Consider the following 17936-nt stretch of genomic DNA (forward strand, 5'->3'; position numbering starts at 1 on the left):
ACTATGGCTGGAGACATCGCTTCAAAACAATAGGGATGGAAGCTGGTATTCCGCCGCGCATCCTCGATGCGATTCAGGGCCAAGCGCCCCGGACAGTCGCCGAAACCTACGGCGAAGTCACGCTTAAAACTATGGTCGGCGAGATCGCGAAATTGCCCTTCTATTCGGTCTAATCCGGCGTTGTATCAGCGCCGAGGAGGTCTGAAACCGCGTCCTCCTTGGATTTCTTTGCCGCCAGCCGCTCTTCTATTCTGTTTTGGATGCCGCTGATCATCGTCTGCGCCTCAGGAAGCATCGCCTCAAGCGCTCGCTGCTCGGCTGGAAGGTCAACGAAAAGCCGAGATGCCGCCAAATGTGATGTCACCTCATCGGCCAGATAACCGTCTTCGTAGCGCTCGTAGATCGCGGCTCCCGACCAGTGTTTGATGTCCTTGTTGTCAACCGCGAGCAGGCATCGGTTTGAACGGTTGCTGGCGCGAAGGGTCCGCGTAAATTCGTTGTCGCCGTCGCATTCAAGGCTAAATAAAAGCCGCTCCTCCGCTGGACCGTAACCCTCGTGTGAGGATGGAATCCATTCATAGGCTGTCTGATACCCGTGGGGGATCTTCTTGATCTCGGCATAGAGCGAGGTGTCGAAGGGTTTTTCAGTTAGATCGACGCCCGAACAAACGAATTCAGTCTCTTTAGACAGGAGAATATTCTCTTCTCGACGTTCCTGACAGCGATCATATCGAATTGCGATTCGGAAGATGCTGGCGTTGTAGACATAAGCTGTGGCTGTTGCCTCTCTACCCAGTACGCATGTCATGAGCCTCACGCTATCGGAATTGAAACGACGGTGCTCGTCGTAGTCGATGGACAGGTCTCCCAGACTGAATGCCCCCGCCGTGTTAATGATCGGGTTTAGCAGGTCGGCCTGAACCTTAGTATTTTGGTCCACTAAATCGACTGGTGCAGAGAAGTCGGTTTCCTTGCAACTGGCACTCGTTCCGAGGGCTGCCTGAAGGTCGGTGGGTGACTTCTGGAGCTGGGCGGGCCAATTGAAAGCGTGGGCGATAGGAGCGAACGCAATCAAGGTGACTGCCGCCCCCGCGAGTCTAAGCGCGACCATAGGAATCTCTGTTCGTTTCGGTGTTGATTGCTATGAATGCGGGGGGCAGCAACCGTCAATCCTTACGTGTTGCGCCAAGCCAGCCTAGCTGTTGTCACTGCCAGCAGTGAGCATCGGTTCTGACACCGAATCAGGCTATGCACCTTCTCTGGGCGACACAGGGATTCTTGATCTTGAAGAAAGTTACTTTCGTTCTGGCAGCGTTGGCGCTCGTCGGATGTCAATCGTCTGCAGATATGCAAAAGAGCATCGAGCAATCCACTTCTCCATCGGAGGCGTTAAAAGCCGCAATCGTCCACGATGCAAGGGACTATCTCGCCGATCCATATTCAGTTCGAGACGCAGAGATTTCCAATGTCCAGCGAAATCCGAAAACGGGTATAGAATGGGTGTGCGTGAAAGCTAACGCTAAAAACGCCATGGGTGGATATACGGGAAGGCAAACAATCGAAATTGATGCTCGCGGCAGCGTGCTCGTCGGCAATCTGCCTAACAGCCCCGCATGCTCGAATCCATCATTGAAGTGGCAACCTTTCGGCGAGCTTGAGGCCCTGAAGAATCTATAGATCGGCGCCGCATACCGATCATGATCGAGGAGGTGCGACGATCAATCAACCCGACAAGCTGCTTGGAAAGGCGTCCGCCCTTCGGATCAGCCACCCTTGCCGCGGTAGAGAGCGGTATTGAAGCGGTAGGAAGCCCACGCGACAGCGGCCGCGCTAACGACGGTCGACAGCGATAGAAGCCCGTAGGCGTTCGCGACGTCATTCCCACAGCCTCCGATGCATGTCGGCTCGATTGCTGCGTAAAGGGTGCCAAGCGCTGACTGCAGGAGCCACAGCGCGAGACAGAACACCCCAACTGGAATGATGGTCGCCCATTGGATCTTGCTCACGTACTCCCCCTTAGCTGCGAGTCACGGTGGATTTCAGGGCAGCCTCTGCTGAGCCCCTCGGATTCAGTGAGTTCGGCGAACCGGATCACCCCCAGCAGCTCCCATACCTGCGGTCGCTTGGCTTGTTTTCCTACGGCGAATGCCATTCCTTTGGCTGATACTCGACTTTGAACTTGGTCCTGTTGGTTACCTTAGGGAACTCCAGCACTTGAGAACAAAGCCCGAACAATGTCTGGTTCTGCTATATCTTTATTTCCGGACGTGAACTGATCCAGTAGGATCACTCGCCAAAAGGTGGATCCCTTCTGCGCAATGAAAATTTTTGCGGGATGGTTGCCATTGTTCATCGCACCGCTAGTAACCCAGACATTTGCAATATCGGATGCATTCCATTTCCCAAGAGAGATGTTGCTGGACAGCATTTTTGTAAGGCCAGCTCCGTACGTGTACAGTGACTGGTTCGGCAGTTTCTCTTCCCCTAACATCGCAACGACGCCGGATTTCGTGTTGGTAAACGCGTACAGTGTCTCACCGTTTGGGCCACTGACCTTTTCGTACTGCCAATTAGCGGGAATAGCTGCCGGTATGGAAGTTTCAGGATTTGTCCATGACGAGGGACGCGACGCCTCCCGTTGTGCCTGCTGATCGATAGAGTTAGAGATCATGATCGCCAGCAAAACGGCAATAGAGAGCAGCATGGCCCCGCCCCTGCGCGCCTTGCTCGACGAGAAGGCAAGGACGTTCGCCCTACCTTCGTCGTAGCTGGTAGGCTGCCCAACCTTCACCTTGTTGAACGCCGGGATCATTGTGGCGAGGCAGATCAGCGGAATGCCGAATGCAAGACCTGATGTCCACACCCGGAGTTCGCGACCAAGATTTTCCGAGAACGAGAAGCGAGTGGCGGTCTGGATTGGAACGGCCTTGATGCCGAAAAGTGCCTTTCCCATTGAGTTTCCAAACAGGGAAATGAGAACTGCGTTTGCGATATGAGCGGCGGGGAGGAAAATGAGAAAGAGCCCGCGACTGTCAATGGAATTCAATTTGAAGAAAAGCAGGGGATTGGAGTAGGCAAGCCCAATGGCCGTGGCCGTAAAAAGCACTGTTGTAATGACTGACAAGTCAAACTGTCGCGCAAAATATCGCGACCATGGGCCTGCCGGTTCAACTCGCAAAGACCGCTCAATGGATAGCCGGAGCTGTTCGTTGTCGCCAGCGAGCTTGACGGCCGATTCGCTCATTAGGTCTGGGGCACCATTGCGTTCTTCGGGCTGGTCGGCGGGCGGCAAAGGTGGCGGCAGCTTGGGTCGACAAAGGTGTTTGAATTCCTCTGTCTCACCTAGCGGTTTCCATTGCTGCATACCGTCAGCCCAAATAAGGCTGCCAGCATTCAGTTTGCCAGATCGATAGAATTCCTCAATCTCAGAAGCCGTAAAGGGATCCGAGGGTTGTCCGCGAACTGCATAGTGCCACTGCTTCATCTGCGATATCCCCCATGCTCGCAAGTCGACCTATACACACAGTCCAGTCGTGTAGGCGAGCAGCCTTTCAATTCCGTCCCCAATATCTAAGCTAAACGCCTTCCGAGCGAGCTTGTACTGTGCGCCGATTCAGCCACCGTTTGAGCGACCTGCTTGTTTTTGATGAATCGGAACGCTTGATGCATCACACACACGGCTCTGGTGGTTCGGATTCGCCGCGCATCAAAACAGCCGCCAAATCCGCTATCGAGACTAGCGCTGCGCCCGGTCACCCGGCTTTAACTGAGACCAATCACTATTCAGCATAGACTGACAGTGCTTCCGAGGGATTACTCTGCAACCGATAAATGTGCCACCCAGTGGTTGGGCCACGATCCGGCAACGTGTGTTGCAACGCGACGGCTACTGCTGTTTGTCTTGCGGCATCAAGCTCAAGTCGGCTGATGCGGACGTACATCATTTGCTCCCCCGCTCCATGGGTGGCACCGACGAGATGTCGAACCTAGTCACCCTCTGCGACGGCTGTCACGCCAGCCATCACCCCAACTTGGCCGGTGGCCTCGCGAGACGGGCGATTGAGCGTTGGGCAGTGCGGATCGCCAAATGGCTTGACCGTGAAGGAGTGGTGACCGAAGCGGCCGGTAACTTCGGTCCGGCATTGCGGCTGTTTGGACTCGAGCGATTTCGTCACGGTCAGCTCCCCATCATTTTGGCGGCTCTCTCCGGGAAATCTATATTAGTCGTCAGCCCTACGGGCTCTGGCAAGACCCTGTGCTTTCAGCTCCCCGCGGTGCTGAGGCGTGGGGTAGCCCTTGTTGTGTCTCCCCTGAAGGCACTAATGGCCGAGCAGGTGTCGGATCTACTGGCGAAGAAGATACCGGCTACCTTCATCAACAGCGATCTCAGCCGCAAGGAGAAGGAGACTCGCTTTTCTCTGCTTAGCCGGAAGGCCGTAAAGCTTCTCTACGTCGCGCCGGAGCGCTTTTTTGTTCGGAGCGATGCCGAGCGCGGCCAGCTCAAGCGGACTGAGCCGTCGTTTTTGGTTATCGATGAAGCCCACTGCGTAGACCGTTGGGGAGAGGACTTCCGCCCCGAGTACGGGCGATTGCGCGAGGTGCGGGAAAAGCTCGGTGCTCCCCCCGTTTTGGCCTTCACGGCAACCGCTGGAAAGGAGATGCAGGACCGCATTCTCGCGTCGCTTGGCATTCCTGACGCAAAGGTATTCGTCCGCGACGTGGACAGGCCCAACATTGCGATGCTGCGGCGGCAGTGCCGACCTGGACTGCGAGCGCAAGAGATCGCATCGATGCTTTCGCTGCCCCAGCTGAAGGGGCAGAAGGTGATGGTGTTTGTTCCTACCGTGAAAGTCGGCGACGAACTGCGGGCCTCTTTGTCGGCGGTGGGATTGGATGTGCCGTTCTACCATTCCAAGCTGGGCAACGCTTGGGAGCGGCAGGAACTCGTCAAGCGGTTCCTCGGGCAGAGCCGCCCGGTTGTCGATCAGATCATCTGCACAAACGCTTTCGGCATGGGTCTCGACATCCCGAATGTGCGACTGGTGGTCCATTGGCAGCAGTCAGCATCCGTTGAGGACCTGTTGCAGGAGTTTGGCCGGGCGGGACGAGATGGAAAGCCTTCTGTGTCGGTGATCTTCCATGACGGAACAGGCCGACAAGACGCAGGCCGCCTAAGATATATGGCTGAACTGACGGTTGCGAGTGCACCCTTGGATGACGCACGGAGAGCGGTCATGCTGACGCAGCGGTATCACCAGATTGATCAAGTGGCAAAAACGCTCCGCTCTCCAACCTGCTTTCGAAAGTCGGTCCGTGGCTACTTCGGTGATGGCGTGACCCAGCAAAGACTGAGCCTGTCAGAACGCATCCTTGAATGGGTTTTTGGAACAAGCCCACCAAAGGCGCGCCACACGGCCTGCTGCGATAGCTGCGACGCTGAATTGATAAAAAAACAGGGCGCAGAAGCTTACCTTGCATGGATCGTGGGAGGTGAAACTCCGCGACGAGCACGAAGATGATTGGGGGGACTGATGGCATCCACAGAGTGGACACCTGAAGAGCTTGCTGCCGCCGTAGAAGCCTACCTTCAGATGCTGGAGCTTGAGCGTTGCGGTGAAAAATACAACAAAGCGGCCGTTCAGCGCATGTTGGTTACAGGACCAATCGCGTCCAGAACGAGCACCGAACACCGTATGCAGAACATTTCGCATGCCCTTAGCTTGATGGGGCTTCCTTGGATTGAGGGTTACAAGCCCTTGCCAAACGTCGGCTCCCACACAGTCGAGGCTCTACAAAAAATAATCGAGACCTACACGGCTGTTGACGCCGCGCCGCTGCCGCTGCGCCCTCCAGTGCCCGTCGAGAGATCACGCAAACTTCCGCCGACTGGCTATTGGATGTTCGTTTGTAATCGAAAGGTGTGGGATGGCGAAGCATGGCTTCGCGACCCTGAGGAGACCCTCCTCTATAAGGTTTCCGATCATAACCGCAGGGAAATGCAGGTAGGCGATCTTGGCGTCCTGCGCATCAACGCACAAAAGGGGAGCAGAGCGGCGGCACCACTTCCGGCGGCCGTCTACGCTATCGTTGAGGTTCTCGACGTTCCACGTCTTCAATCGGATGTGAGTGAGGCTCAGTACGCGGACAAAGCAGATGCCGAGGCAATCACATGGCGCGCGCCGTTGAAGCTGCTCGGCAATCTCGTCGAAAGCCCGATTGCCGTCGATGAGCTGCCAGACGACGGCGATTTCGCGCATTTCAGAATGCCGTTGATGACCTCAACTATTCCGATATCCCGGCGAGCATTCTCAGAGGTGTATCAGCGGGCCGGTTTGACGCGCCCTGACCTCACGGACGAGCAGAAAGCCACAACCTCGGCAGGCATCAAGATGCTCGAGCTGGAGGCATCCAAGGCTGACCCGACGCGAAGGTCGCGCATCAGCAAGTACATTGAACGCGGCCCAATTGGACGGAAGGTGAAGGAAATTCGTGGCTGCCGCTGCCAGATCTGCGAGGCCCTTGGGTTTGAACCGATTGCGTTTCTTCGCAAAAACGGAACGCCCTTTGCGGAAGCTCACCATGTCCAACCGGTCTCGTTGCTGATGGCTGGAACATTGGCCGCTAGCAACGTCATGGTTCTGTGCCCTAACCACCATCGACAAGCCCACTTGGGGAATTTCGAGGTGTTGGAAGATGGCAGGCACCAGTGGCGTATTAGCATTGACGGACGTGTTCTGGCCTTACCCAAAACAGCCCTATGAATGGGCCATGACCCCACTACGGACTCTCGCGCTGCCGGATGAGTGCAATGGTCAGGCACTCTCAATTGTGCGCTGCGGTAGAATAAAGCTCCACCAACGCCGAAAAAGCGAAATGTTTAATTTTAACATTAGCAACCACTTAAGAAATGCTATTTCACAACACTTGCTCTAGCTGACTCAGTTTGGTATTGAGTCGGATGCAAACGGGGGTTTGGACAATGGCAAAACGTAGTTTTCTGTCGCCCGTGGCTTTGTCGGCCACGATGATTCTCGGCGGCCATGCGCAGGCTACAGTGCTTGTCGAATCGGCAAATCAGCCACAGGCCAAGCTGGCTGAAGCTGGGACTGTTCCTGCAGACCTCGGCTATGGCGAGGTGCTCGATCGCTCAAGCGGTGCAGACGTCATTTTGGCCTACCACAGTAGCCATGCGAGCCACGCTAGCCACGGGTCTCACTGCTCTGGTTACAGCTATTGCTGATGGCGGACGCTCCTCGCGATAGCGAGCTCGTCCGGACTGCCCAAGCCAAGTTTGATCTATCTGTCTTCGGCCTCGACTGTGTGAAGCGCGCAGCGTACCGGGTAACCGGGAACGCCGCGGTCGAGATCACTATCGAAGATGGCTCCGCAGTGTGCACGATCAACTTCAGCAAAGCGGTCGGGCGAGCTTCGGCCGACGCAGCGATAGAGAGGCTGCGGCTCGAGGTCTTGGATCAAGATCTGCGGAGCACCATCGCTACCGAGACAGCTTCAGTTAGGAACGCGATATTGGCGTTGGCCTTCTCCCGATCGGGCCTGCAGTCAGATGACTAGGTTTGCTCCGGCGAGCGATTTTCGCCGACCCTTTGACGATACTTACCAGCTAGCCTACTTCCGTTTTTCGCCGTTAGACGACGAACGGTATGTCCTGACGAACCAAGCCGGTGAATATCTGGTACTGCCGCGCGCTGTTCTGGCTTCCTTTGTTAAGCATGAACTGCCAAGCACCCACCCGGCGTACTCCCGTCTTCGCAGCCGACAGTTCCTGTTCGATGCCTCCTCGAACTTAGGGCGAGACCTGTTGGCGCTGAAGGTCCGCACCAAGGCGAAGCGGCTCGAGAACTTCACCTCCTTGCACATAATGGTCGTATCTTTGCGGTGCGAGCACTCCTGCCCGTACTGTCAGGTGTCTCGTCAAAGTGAAGATCGCTCGGCCTTCGACATGTCGGAGGATACTGCCGAGAAGGCATTGGCCCTTATTTTTCAATCTCCAAGTCCAGCGATCAAAATTGAATTCCAAGGCGGTGAACCCCTCTTAAACTTCCCCCTGATCCAGCATGTTGTGCGCAGAGCTGAAGAGATCAATCGGGTCGCCGGACGATCGTTGCAGTTCGTCATCACGACGAATCTCGCCGTCGTCACGGACGAAATCCTAGAGTTTTGCCGCCAGCACAGAATTCTGATCTCGACGTCACTCGATGGCCCGTCCGCGCTTCACAACGCTAATCGTCCCCGCCCGGGAAAAAATAGCTACGAGCTGGCCGTTGAAGGCATCCACAAGGCCAGAAAAGCCCTTGGCCATGAACGCGTGAGCGCGTTGATGACCACTACCAAGGCCAGTCTCTCGCAAGTCCGCACGATCATCGACGAATACGTTAGCTTAGAATTTCCCGGCATATTCCTTAGACCGCTTTCTCCCTACGGCTTCGCTGTCAAGACGAAGTTCTATGCCGCCTACGATGTGGACCGCTGGCTCGATTTCTATTTCGAAGGGCTGAGCTACATCCTTGAGTTGAATCGGAATGGTATTCCATTCAAGGAATTTTACGCAGCTACCATCCTCACCAAGATGCTGACGCCGTTCGAGCCGGGCTATGTCGATCTTATGAGCCCAGCTGGAATCGGCATCTCGGCCGTCGTCTACAACTACGACGCCAGCGTGTACGCCTCCGACGAGGCTCGGATGCTAGCTGAAATGGGCGACAAGACGTTCCTGCTCGGAAACGTCCATCAAAATACCTACGCGGAGATCTTTGGGGCCGACGCTCTGCTGGATCCGATCGAGCAATCCTTCGCAGGCTCAGTCCCAATGTGTTCGGAATGCGCCTATGAACCATTTTGTGGTTCCGATCCGGTATTCCACACCGCAATGCATGGCGACTTCGTTGGCCTCAAGACCCGTTCGGGCTTCTGCAATCGCAACATGTCGATCTTCAAGAAGCTGATCGCGCTCATGGAGAGCGACGCTGCCACACGAGAACTATTTTTGAGCTGGGCGAACTAAGATGCTGCGTTTGAGCGGGTTCGCCTCATCAGTCAATATCGAACAGTCCGCCCCTCGATCGGCCCTCCGTCTGGTGACCTCGCCAACGGGTCCGGCACCGAATCCAGACCATGACGCCTATCTCTTCCGGGGCGACAAGTGTGACCCCGATTGCCAATGGGTCGTGACCTTTGAAGAGCATCAAGCCGAGGCTGAAAAACTGTTTCCAAGCCGACGGCTGATCGTTCTACCTGATGATTTCTCCTATCTCGGCGAAGGGGACGTGCTCCGCTTTACGCCGGATCGAAAAGCTGTGCGCGTCCTATTTCGAAAGGAGGCCAACGCCAACTATTTCCTCCTGACGGAACGATGCAACCATCTCTGTTTGATGTGCTCGCAGCCGCCGAAAGACGTTGATGATCGCTGGCTTGCAAAGGAAATTCTAGAGGTACTGCCTCTGCTGCCTGCAACGACTCCCTTCCTTGGGATCACCGGCGGTGAGCCAACGTTGGTCGGCGAGGACTTTTTCGAAATTTTAGCCTGTGCTCGCGACCACCTACCGTCCACGCCAATCCACATTCTTTCAAACGGTCGGACGTTCAAAGACAGGGCTTTCGCACAGAGATATCAAGCCATCGGCCATCGTCGTCTTTCGATAGGCATACCGATTTATTCAGCGGACCCGGAGGTGCACGACTACGTTGTTCAGTCTAAGGGCGCTTTTGATGAGACTATCCGCGGGATCATGAACCTGAAGGCCGTCGGGGTTGAAGTCGAGATACGGGTTGTGGTCCACAAGCAGACGTACGAAGGCCTCGCCGATCTGTCGGATTTCATTTTCAGAAACCTAACTTTCGTCGATCACGTGACGTTTATGGGCCTTGAGATCACTGGGTTCACAAGGGCGAACATGGATAAGCTCTGGATGGACCCCTATGACTATCGAAACGAACTTCGGGCGGCGGTGCAGTATCTGGCTGCGGCTAGGATCAATGTTTCGGTCTACAACCACCAGCTCTGCATTCTCGATGGTTCAATCCATCGGTTCGCAAAACGCTCCATCAGCGATTGGAAAAATGAATATGTAGAGGAGTGCAAAAGCTGCTTACTACGCAATGACTGCGGAGGGTTCTTTGCGTCCAGCAAACTATCGCGAAGCTCTCATATCGTTCCTTTCCAGTGAAATCCTCTGCGCGCTACGCCGAGCCGCTGAAACGCCGACATTAAACCGGGAATCGCAGCTGATGCGCTTGCGCAAAGTCACAATTAAGAATTTCAAGGCTATCGACGACACCAGCCTCGCGCTTTCCGATTTCAATGTCATCGTCGGAACCAATGGCTCCGGGAAAAGCTCGCTTCTTCAGGCGATGCATTGGATGTTTCAATCGGGTAGAAATCGCGGCATCGAAGCGCGTCGCGTCGGCACAGATGGGGCCACTCTTTCGGAGAGGGATGCTACCTATATGCCTTCGCCGGACTATCGGAATGCGGGCCACGGACATGAGTACGGGAATCGAACCGGCTCACCACAGTTGAGCATGTCAATCGATGCACTTGCTGACGATGGATCGACCCTGCAAGCGTCCATGTGGATCAAGTCGGCGCGCAATGAGGGGCTGAGCGTCCACGTTCCTACCGGAAACGGGTTTGTCACCGCGTTGCGTGACCCGCGAAGAGAATTTAGTGCCTATATCCCCGGTCTGGCTGGCATTCCTCTAAGCGAAGAAAAGCGGTCCAAGTTGATTGTTCACCGGTTGGCGGCGGCAGGAGACGCCAACACTGTGCTCCGGAACATGCTCTACCTTCTTAAGGACGTGAAAGTGGCCCCAAACGATGGCCTGACGATTCTCCAGCGCCTTGTGTCTAAAGTTATGGGGGAGCTGTCGCTAGAAGTTAAATTCGACGAGGATCGCAATTCAACGATTCAAGCTCGTTTCCAGACCAGTGAGATGAGGGTTGCTGATAGCAGGCGGTTCAAGCCGCTAGAGATGGCTGGGATTGGTTTTCTTCAGGTTATCCAAATCTTTGCGTACCTAATCTACTTTCGACCTGTCGTCCTATTGGTCGATGAGCCAGACTCCCATCTGCATCCTACGGCTCAAGAGAGGCTGGTGACCGTTCTCTCTGAAGCGGCACAGCAATTCGATACCCAAGTGATCCTGAGTACACACAGCCCCTCGGTGATCCGATCCCTTCCACCTGCCGCCAAGGTAATCTGGATGAAGGGAGGGAAGGTTCAAGAAAAGGGCGACACAGAGGGTCGAGCACTAATGGGCTGGGGGCTGCTCGATCGCCGAATTATTCTCATGACCGAGGATGAAGAGGCCGGAATGCTGCAGGCGCTACTCTCACAATGGCCCGAGTTGGACCGACAAGTTGCCGTTTGGCCTGTGCATGGATCCTCAAAGCTGCCTGCACCAGAGGTCGTGACAGGCCTCATGAATCTTACGGGCGGAAGCCTTAAAGCAGTTTTACACCGCGATCGAGACTTTCTAATGCCGATTGAGATCGAAACTCTGAGCAAGCCATACGCTACTGCTCGTCACACCCTCTGGTTTACCCAAAACTCTGATATCGAATCATACTGGACAAACATTGACGTCATTTCTGCCCACTTCAACATTCCTGAGCCGGATGCGAGAGCAATTCTTGATGGAGCCGTGGCTGAATGTTGTGTCGGCGACAAAGCTACGATGAAAAGGCGAAAAAAGCGGAACGATGGTATTTTGAAGATCAACAGCTCTGGTACGCTGCCGCAATATAGTGATACGGATGTCGAGACTGAAGTCTCCCAGCACGGGTCTCAATACTTGGTATTGGGTAAGGACCTCATGGCAGCTATCCGATCGGTGGCTCATAAGAACGGTCACAAGAATAGCGTAGGATTTGGTAACACAATACCTGCGGGCCTACGAACAGCTCTTGCCCCAGATTTAGAAATTGTGCTCAGACAGGCACTGTCCTAGACTAGACCTAGAAGCCCCCTGTTAAATCCGGTTCAATTCCTGCGGCTTTGGAGTAGTTGGCACGTTCGACTAGGGTGAGAGGTCGACGACCGCGCCGACCCCGTCCTGCAAAGCCTTGATGATTCTCTCGGCATGTGCTCGCAGCAGCGCCTTGAGTTTGGCGAAGACATTCTCAGTCGGGTTGAAGTCGGGCTGTAAGGCGGCAGGTGGAGCAGGCTCGCGCCTGCGGCCTCAATCGCGTCGCACCCCGAGATCTGGCCCGCCAATCGTGACGTCAATAGCCCTCCGGATCCTAAGTTCTTCCATCATCCTAGATATCCAAGGCCTCCTTTCGTTTTGTTCAAGACCGGCGGGTACTCCCCATGCCCGATCTCCCTCCGGACACTCTAGAATGCGGCTGAACAAGTCATCTGCCCGGCGAGAACGAAGGCTCTCCGGCGGAACACCGGGCTGATCGACAACTTCCTGAGCCCTAACGACTTCCACGCCGTCGGGAGCATAGAGCCAAACGTACGAGGCGGTCGAGCGGGCAAGCATCTCCTTGCACTGGTTCCCCAAGGTCACAAGGCTTTTTGACTTCCGGCCGATTTCCTTCCATTTTGCCTGCACAAAAATACCTTTGGAGAAGCCATTCTCGTCGGTATCGGCGATGCTGATGTAGAGATCTATCCCGGTGGGCTTCTCAAGAGAGCCTTTACCCTTATCGGGGAATTCCTGGGTTAGGACCGTCATGCGCCTCCCCAGGATCGTATAGACACTGAGCTCCTTTTCCATCACCCCAGCAATTCGAGAAGTGAGCTGGTGCTCTTGCGTCCTGGCGTTAAAATGTTCGGATACCTGCTCGTCAATTACGCTCCTCATTGCTGAGGCAATAATATCCCGCTGGCGGCGTGTAAGCATTTGCCCTCCCCCTTCGCTATAGCTGGCCGTTTTTTCACTAACATATGCGGTGATTTGGCCACGCAGACAACAATCGTGCGCATGGCGCACGCAGCGGCACTTTGGGGTATGCCCCGGCGTGACGTAACCAGCCCCTGACCGCCATGCGTAACATCGGAGTTGACATCGACTATTTGTGACAAGGTAGCGTCAGGCCTAAACCTTAATGTGACACTCCATGGGCCGTATCGGCTGCGCCCGAGTCAGCACAATCGACCAAGATCTCGATGCACAAATCGCCAAACTGAAGGCAGAGGGGTGTAGCATCACGGAGAGGGTCTCCGGGGCCAGCCGCGACGGTCGCGCCGAACTTGCGACCGTTTTGGATTTCCTTCGTTCAGCCTAGGCTCGCCGCCGGGCCTTTCGACACCCGCACCCAGCAGCCCTCCTGATGCTTGCGGGGGAAAGGGGCTTGGCGGTCGCTGCCGGGCATGAAGACATCCGGCTCCACGGCCTGACCGACGCGCACCAGATCGCGGAGCGCCGAGCGGATGTGCGGCCAGGGAAACTCGGTGCACTCCTCCCAGCTCTCGCCCTCATGGAGGACCACATCGAGCTTGCTCGCAATGCCGGCAAGCGAGGTGGCCGGCGTCGCGGGCAAGGCATCGACGAGATCCTGCTCTCGGTCGCCCGCTTCCTCCTCTTCCCGCCTGGCGGCGGCATAGCCGATCATTTCGTCGGCTGCATCCCAGAGCGCCTGGTGCGCGGCAAGTTCTGCCTCGGCTTCAGCCCGCAGGGTGGCCATCTTCGGATCCGAACCATAAATGTCCTCGATCGCGTCGTGTGAGAAGACCGTCACCTTCTCGCCATTGTCCGAGAGCCGAAGTCTAGCCCGTGGGAAGCCGACGTCTTGGACAAGCTGCGTCTCAAGCCGCTGCTGCTTGCGGCAGAGCGTTTCCGTTTTGAGCGCCGCCGCCTTCCACTCCTCCCACAGCGACAACATCGGATCGGCGGCGCTGCGCTCGCCCCGCAGTTCGGCGGCCCACGCCTTGCCCTGGAACGGCCATACAAGCGCGGCCATGGCCGTGCTCGCCAGCAAGCGCCGCCGGGTGACGAAAGACAAGCTCATGCTATTGTCGGAATCATCCATGATCCGAGCTCCATCACAGCTAGGGTTGTGGTCAGACCGCATCGAGTGTTCTCCCACTCGGTGCGGTCGCTTTCTAAAAACGACAGGATTGTCTGTTTTTAGAAAGCTGCTGTCAACGTTTTCCGAAAAGGCTTGCGATTTTCAGGAGTTATTACCAGTTTGCGACATGGATTCTGCTCAATGTCGCGCCGCACGAGCGCTGTTGAAATGGACGCAGGAGGATCTCGCCGCCCGCTCCGGCGCGAGTGCTGTTACCATTCGCAATTTCGAAAACGACCGTTCTGTTCCTCAAATAGGAACGCGATACCTCCTCCAAAAAACGCTTGAGAATGCCGGCATCGAGTTCATTGCTGAAAATGGCGGTGGTGTCGGCGTGCGTTTGTCACGGCGTTCCGAACGGACATAGGATCGGTGAAGTCGCGCCCGGTAGGCCAAGGGCACAGAGCGTCCATTCGCCGACAATCATTCGATGCGACGGCAGTTAGAGTGATCAAGATCAACCGCGAGGGCTTCGGTGATCGGTCTTTTTTGCTCGATCACGCTCCGCCCATCGAGCCGAGCGGAACGATCTCAGCGCCACCGCTGACAATTCCGACAAGTCGATCAGCCCAAAGGTCGAGCGCTTCTCGCTTTTCGCTCATGTAATCGTAGCGCGCATAAACGCGGCTGGTGATGCTGGCCTTCGTCGCGCTTACGTGGTTCAAAACGTGGCCAATGATGAACGGCGAGATGCCGAGTTCTTCCATGTGCGTTGCAGCCGACCTGCGAAGATCGTGTGGGGTCCAAGGCATAACGCCCAAGATCGTCGCAGCTTCGCGCTTCATGACCTCTTCACGCTTGATCGCCTTGGCTATCGCGGCGCCGGTCACAGGCTCACGGGCTCCAGGTCCAGGGAACACGAACGGCGGCATCGCCCTGCCCTTACGTTCGGCAAGCGCCTTCACGTCGGTAAGTTGGTCGCGAATGATCTTGACGGCAAATGAAGACAGAGGGACCGCATGCTCGCGCTTGTTCTTTGAACGCATCGGCGGAATGGTCCACAAGGCGGCGTCGAGGTCGAGCTCGTCGACCGTTATGCCGCAGACCTCGCCGACGCGCTGCGCTGTAACAAGGCACAGGCGGACGGCTCGCCGCGTCGACTCCCGCATAGCCGCGTCTGCCAAGGCTCCCCACATTGTTCTGATCTCTTCGGCAGATAACACGCGATCGCGCTCAGCTGTCTCGGTGGGCTTGCGCATGCCCTCGACTAGATTCTGTTCAAGATCGCCCCGGCTTCTAGCCCATCGGATCATGGCGCGAACGTCTTCGAAGAGCCTGTTCGCCTCGACGTGGGCGCCGCGGTCCTTTACAGCGTCGATCGCCTTCGTGATATCGCGGCGATGCAGGTCAGAAAGTTTGACGTCGCCAATGCAGCCCGCCGAAGGCTCCTCCAACTTCTTGCCGTCGGCGTCCCGGCCGGAAACATTCTTGCGAAGGCGGCGAGCGATCTCGCCGCTCGAGCGCCTCGTTGAGGCGTGACGCTTGACGTAGTTGTCGACCAGGTCGGCAACGGTCTGGGAAGCCGCCACAGACCTCTTGTCTGCGACCGGATCGCCTCCATCCCCAACCTTGGCACGCGCATCCCGCGCGCGCTTGCGGGCTCCCCTATCACCACCGAGCGGAATTTCCGGATAGCAGCCGAGTTTCAGCCATTGGCGCTTGGCCGGCGGCCCATAGACTAGGTACCAGGACTTCGTTCCGCCTGCCGACACACGCAAGACGAGCCCTGTTACTAACGTGTCGAAGTAGTCCGCCTTGCGGCCAGACGTCGCCTTCGCAGACTGGCAGAATTTGTCCGTAAGCTCGATCTGCGGCATCCGTCTCTCGACCAACCGGTTCGCGTGATCTACAAAATGATCTACAGAAATCCACGCGTCTTGTCGAGATGCAATGCGACAACGCGGAACGCGCGGGAGGAAAAAATGCCTTGTATTACATACATTTCCGATGTTTCAGGCTATCTCAGGACGATGCAGAGAAAGTCAATGGAAAACCTCTGTTAACCGGTTGGTCGCTGGTTCGAATCCGGCCCGGGGAGCCAATTGCCATTGATTTCATTACGTTTTTCGCGATAGTCGGGAACCTTCCCCGCTTTCTCTCCCTTGACGCTCGTGAAGAACTCCGCCGATTAGGCCGTTACCGCCCCAACTGGAATCGCCCGCCGCACTGTCTGCAGCCATATCGGTTCGCGTCATCGGATTTGTCCTCAAGGGCCTCGAGTGTCGATGGCTTGTTCCCTAAAATGTGACAGATCGGACACATGGCTAAGCCGTCTGCGACCGGGTGGTACTTGCGCAATCGCTCACTGACAAAACTGACGTGTCGGTGACGCTCAGCAGTCTGGGTCGCGATTTCTACTAGTCCACCATGTAGGGGCAACTCTGAGGCGTGCGCATGCATCTGGGGCTCCCGTTCTGACGGCTGCGAAGTCAGTTACCGTACCGCCGAATCACACCATAGGACGCACCCGCCGAAAAAAGTCTGCGCGAGTACACGAAAAAGCCCGACTCCCTTTCGAGAGACGGGCCTCGCACGGCTACCGGTATGGTTGACCACGGACGTCTGTGACCTAGCTTAGGGCTGACGATGGACCGTGCACACTCCGAAATGGCGGCATGGCGCGCACCGTGGGAGAACTCTCGGGACGTTGAGGACGGAGCGGTGCGAGCCGGCTTTTCGGAGTTCGGCGCGCTCTCGGCGGCCGACAACCAGCGGCCACGGCATCTTCAGGTTTCGTTTCAGGCGAAAATCATCTGCGCCGGCATGCCTGTTCGCGCAACCGGCGCCCCGCCATGCAACGACAAATTCGCACGGCACTGGAGGGCCCTGAAGCAGTGACGGCTTCGAGGGCAGGCAGAGGCTTTTAGCCAGCACCAACGCGAGGACCCACACACCGCCTCTCGAGCTTAAGATTACACCGAAGACCGCAAGGCACGGCGATGCCAGACCATCTTGCCGGAATTTACGCAGACAACACTGATCTCGCTCTCCTAGGGGGGTTGACGATCTTTGCCTTGATAGGCGTCTGTCTTGTGCTCCGGCGCATCCTTGTTGCGGTGCAACGGCATCATCTGAAACCAGATCCCTACCTGAGCGAAAGCAGGGTTGTTCCGCTCGAAGAGGCTTCCTGGGCTTGGGACCGCCCGGTCGACCTTGCAGCCGCGCCTGCATCTTCTCAGGCTGCCGTGCCCTCGACCCCGGTCCCGGATGTCCGACCTCAGGATCTCAACGATCGTCAATCCGGGGTGCGAAACGAGTATTTCGAAACAACATCCGAGGCTGGCGAAAGCTCATCCGGGGCCCTGCCCAATGCTTTTGCTCCGGCGACCGGCATCGCCATTGCCTCGCCTCCCCGCGTTCACAGCCCGACGAGTCTCGCGTTACGCTTGGGCGTCGCCGCAATCTGTCTGGCCGTGCCGCTTGGTTATGCAGTGACGAGACAAAGCTCTGTCGAAAGCGCCCCCGCTGTTTCGCAGGCTGATAGCCACCCCGATCTTTCACGTCCCGTCGAGCCTCCGGCGAGTGCTGCATTGGATATCAGTGGATCAACCCGCGGGCCCACGAGTGTCGAGTTGCCTAGCCTGGATCTGACGGCCGCCAAGCCACAGGTCGAGGCAGCTCTTGCTCAGGCGGCCGCTGCAAGGGAATTGGCCGGTCAGGAGCATCGGGCGATGGAAGAGGAGCGCGCCAGGAGTGCCTCTCTGCAGAGTGCGCTCCTGGAGTCGCGCAAGCAGATTGACGCGCTGAAGACAAGCATGGCAGCCGCCGGCGACGCCAGCGAGAAGCGTTTGCGCAACGAGCTCGCGGCAGCCCGCACACTCGACGCATTGCGGTGGATTACGCAAGACGCCCGCGCGCTGCTCGGCGAAACCCTGAACCATGTCGTTGTACAGATGCCCGC

At 56.7% G+C, this 17936-nt stretch carries 14 protein-coding genes and 3 pseudogenes; 10 read left to right on the forward strand and 7 right to left on the reverse strand.

Annotated features, from left to right (window positions below; all coding sequences use genetic code 11):
- Window positions 1–169: 169 nt before the first annotated feature.
- A complete protein-coding gene (locus tag EOA29_RS06795; RefSeq protein WP_127220573.1) occupies window positions 170–1111 on the reverse strand; it encodes a hypothetical protein in 942 nt (313 codons plus the stop codon).
- A 173-nt stretch (window positions 1112–1284) separates the two neighbouring features.
- Here EOA29_RS06795 and EOA29_RS06800 point away from each other — a divergent pair, with 173 nt between their 5' ends.
- A complete protein-coding gene (locus EOA29_RS06800; RefSeq protein ID WP_189478838.1) occupies window positions 1285–1677 on the forward strand; it encodes a hypothetical protein in 393 nt (130 codons plus the stop codon).
- 86 nt (window positions 1678–1763) lie between these two features.
- Here the strand turns inward: EOA29_RS06800 and EOA29_RS06805 are convergent, their stop codons facing one another.
- A complete protein-coding gene (locus EOA29_RS06805; RefSeq protein WP_127220577.1) occupies window positions 1764–2006 on the reverse strand; it encodes a hypothetical protein in 243 nt (80 codons plus the stop codon).
- A 191-nt stretch (window positions 2007–2197) separates the two neighbouring features.
- Window positions 2198–3484 (reverse strand): RDD family protein, encoded by a 1287-nt coding sequence (locus EOA29_RS06810; RefSeq protein WP_127220579.1) that lies wholly within the window; start codon window positions 3482–3484, stop codon window positions 2198–2200.
- A 385-nt stretch (window positions 3485–3869) separates the two neighbouring features.
- Here EOA29_RS06810 and EOA29_RS06815 point away from each other — a divergent pair, with 385 nt between their 5' ends.
- The 6 genes from EOA29_RS06815 (at window position 3870) to EOA29_RS06840 (ending at window position 11967) form a co-directional block, all read left to right on the forward strand.
- On the forward strand, window positions 3870–5519 hold the full coding sequence (locus tag EOA29_RS06815) for a RecQ family ATP-dependent DNA helicase (protein ID WP_245468427.1): 1650 nt from the start codon (window positions 3870–3872) through the stop codon (window positions 5517–5519).
- Window positions 5520–5531: 12 nt separating this feature from the next.
- A complete protein-coding gene (locus EOA29_RS06820; protein ID WP_127220581.1) occupies window positions 5532–6761 on the forward strand; it encodes an HNH endonuclease in 1230 nt (409 codons plus the stop codon).
- A 218-nt stretch (window positions 6762–6979) separates the two neighbouring features.
- Window positions 6980–7240, forward strand: a complete 261-nt coding sequence (locus tag EOA29_RS06825) for a hypothetical protein (protein WP_127220583.1) — start codon at window positions 6980–6982, stop codon at window positions 7238–7240.
- Window positions 7241–7564: 324 nt separating this feature from the next.
- Window positions 7565–9022: a His-Xaa-Ser system radical SAM maturase HxsB gene (hxsB, locus tag EOA29_RS06830; protein ID WP_127220585.1), complete on the forward strand. Its 1458-nt coding sequence runs from the start codon at window positions 7565–7567 to the stop codon at window positions 9020–9022.
- Between the two features lies 1 nt (window position 9023).
- A complete protein-coding gene (gene hxsC / locus EOA29_RS06835; RefSeq protein ID WP_127220587.1) occupies window positions 9024–10184 on the forward strand; it encodes a His-Xaa-Ser system radical SAM maturase HxsC in 1161 nt (386 codons plus the stop codon).
- Complete coding sequence (locus EOA29_RS06840; RefSeq protein ID WP_127220589.1) at window positions 10117–11967, forward strand: ATP-binding protein; 1851 nt, start codon at window positions 10117–10119, stop codon at window positions 11965–11967. The genes hxsC and EOA29_RS06840 overlap by 68 nt, the downstream gene beginning before the upstream one ends.
- A 7-nt stretch (window positions 11968–11974) precedes the next feature.
- Here EOA29_RS06840 and EOA29_RS06845 read toward each other — a convergent pair.
- Window positions 11975–12248 (reverse strand): annotated as a pseudogene (locus tag EOA29_RS06845) (IS630 family transposase); the annotation flags it as partial.
- Window positions 12199–12867, reverse strand: coding sequence for a hypothetical protein (locus EOA29_RS06850; RefSeq protein WP_127220591.1), 669 nt, complete (start codon window positions 12865–12867; stop codon window positions 12199–12201). The pseudogene EOA29_RS06845 and the gene EOA29_RS06850, both read right to left, overlap by 50 nt.
- Before the next feature lie 217 nt (window positions 12868–13084).
- On the opposite strand from EOA29_RS06850, the pseudogene EOA29_RS06855 reads away from it, so the two are divergent.
- Window positions 13085–13243 (forward strand): annotated as a pseudogene (locus tag EOA29_RS06855) (recombinase family protein); the annotation flags it as partial.
- Here EOA29_RS06855 and EOA29_RS06860 read toward each other — a convergent pair.
- Window positions 13244–13927, reverse strand: a complete 684-nt coding sequence (locus EOA29_RS06860; RefSeq protein WP_189478839.1) for a hypothetical protein — start codon at window positions 13925–13927, stop codon at window positions 13244–13246.
- On the opposite strand from EOA29_RS06860, the gene EOA29_RS42860 reads away from it, so the two are divergent.
- On the forward strand, window positions 13926–14402 hold the full coding sequence (locus EOA29_RS42860; protein ID WP_245468428.1) for a helix-turn-helix transcriptional regulator: 477 nt from the start codon (window positions 13926–13928) through the stop codon (window positions 14400–14402). The genes EOA29_RS06860 and EOA29_RS42860 overlap by 2 nt on opposite strands.
- Window positions 14403–14532: 130 nt before the next feature.
- On the opposite strand, the gene EOA29_RS06870 is transcribed toward EOA29_RS42860, so the two are convergent.
- Window positions 14533–15852, reverse strand: coding sequence for a site-specific integrase (locus tag EOA29_RS06870; RefSeq protein ID WP_127220595.1), 1320 nt, complete (start codon window positions 15850–15852; stop codon window positions 14533–14535).
- 1122 nt (window positions 15853–16974) lie between these two features.
- Between EOA29_RS06870 and EOA29_RS06875 the strand changes: the two are divergent.
- Window positions 16975–17936, forward strand: a pseudogene (locus EOA29_RS06875) (hypothetical protein); the annotation flags it as partial.

It is taken from the genome of Mesorhizobium sp. M1E.F.Ca.ET.063.01.1.1 (genome assembly GCF_003998155.1).
GTDB lineage: Bacteria > Pseudomonadota > Alphaproteobacteria > Rhizobiales > Rhizobiaceae > Mesorhizobium.

Coding starts and splice junctions, on each gene's coding strand:
- EOA29_RS06820 (WP_127220581.1), top strand. CDS start 5,532: ATGGCATCCACAGAGTGGACACCTGAAGAGCTTGCTGCCGCCGTAGAA.
- EOA29_RS06795 (WP_127220573.1), bottom strand. CDS start 1,111: ATGGTCGCGCTTAGACTCGCGGGGGCGGCAGTCACCTTGATTGCGTTC.
- EOA29_RS06810 (WP_127220579.1), bottom strand. CDS start 3,484: ATGAAGCAGTGGCACTATGCAGTTCGCGGACAACCCTCGGATCCCTTT.
- EOA29_RS06850 (WP_127220591.1), bottom strand. CDS start 12,867: ATGCTTACACGCCGCCAGCGGGATATTATTGCCTCAGCAATGAGGAGC.
- EOA29_RS06870 (WP_127220595.1), bottom strand. CDS start 15,852: ATGCCGCAGATCGAGCTTACGGACAAATTCTGCCAGTCTGCGAAGGCG.
- EOA29_RS06825 (WP_127220583.1), top strand. CDS start 6,980: ATGGCAAAACGTAGTTTTCTGTCGCCCGTGGCTTTGTCGGCCACGATG.
- hxsC (WP_127220587.1), top strand. CDS start 9,024: ATGCTGCGTTTGAGCGGGTTCGCCTCATCAGTCAATATCGAACAGTCC.
- EOA29_RS42860 (WP_245468428.1), top strand. CDS start 13,926: ATGGCCGTGCTCGCCAGCAAGCGCCGCCGGGTGACGAAAGACAAGCTC.
- hxsB (WP_127220585.1), top strand. CDS start 7,565: ATGACTAGGTTTGCTCCGGCGAGCGATTTTCGCCGACCCTTTGACGAT.
- EOA29_RS06860 (WP_189478839.1), bottom strand. CDS start 13,927: ATGGCCGCGCTTGTATGGCCGTTCCAGGGCAAGGCGTGGGCCGCCGAA.
- EOA29_RS06840 (WP_127220589.1), top strand. CDS start 10,117: ATGACTGCGGAGGGTTCTTTGCGTCCAGCAAACTATCGCGAAGCTCTC.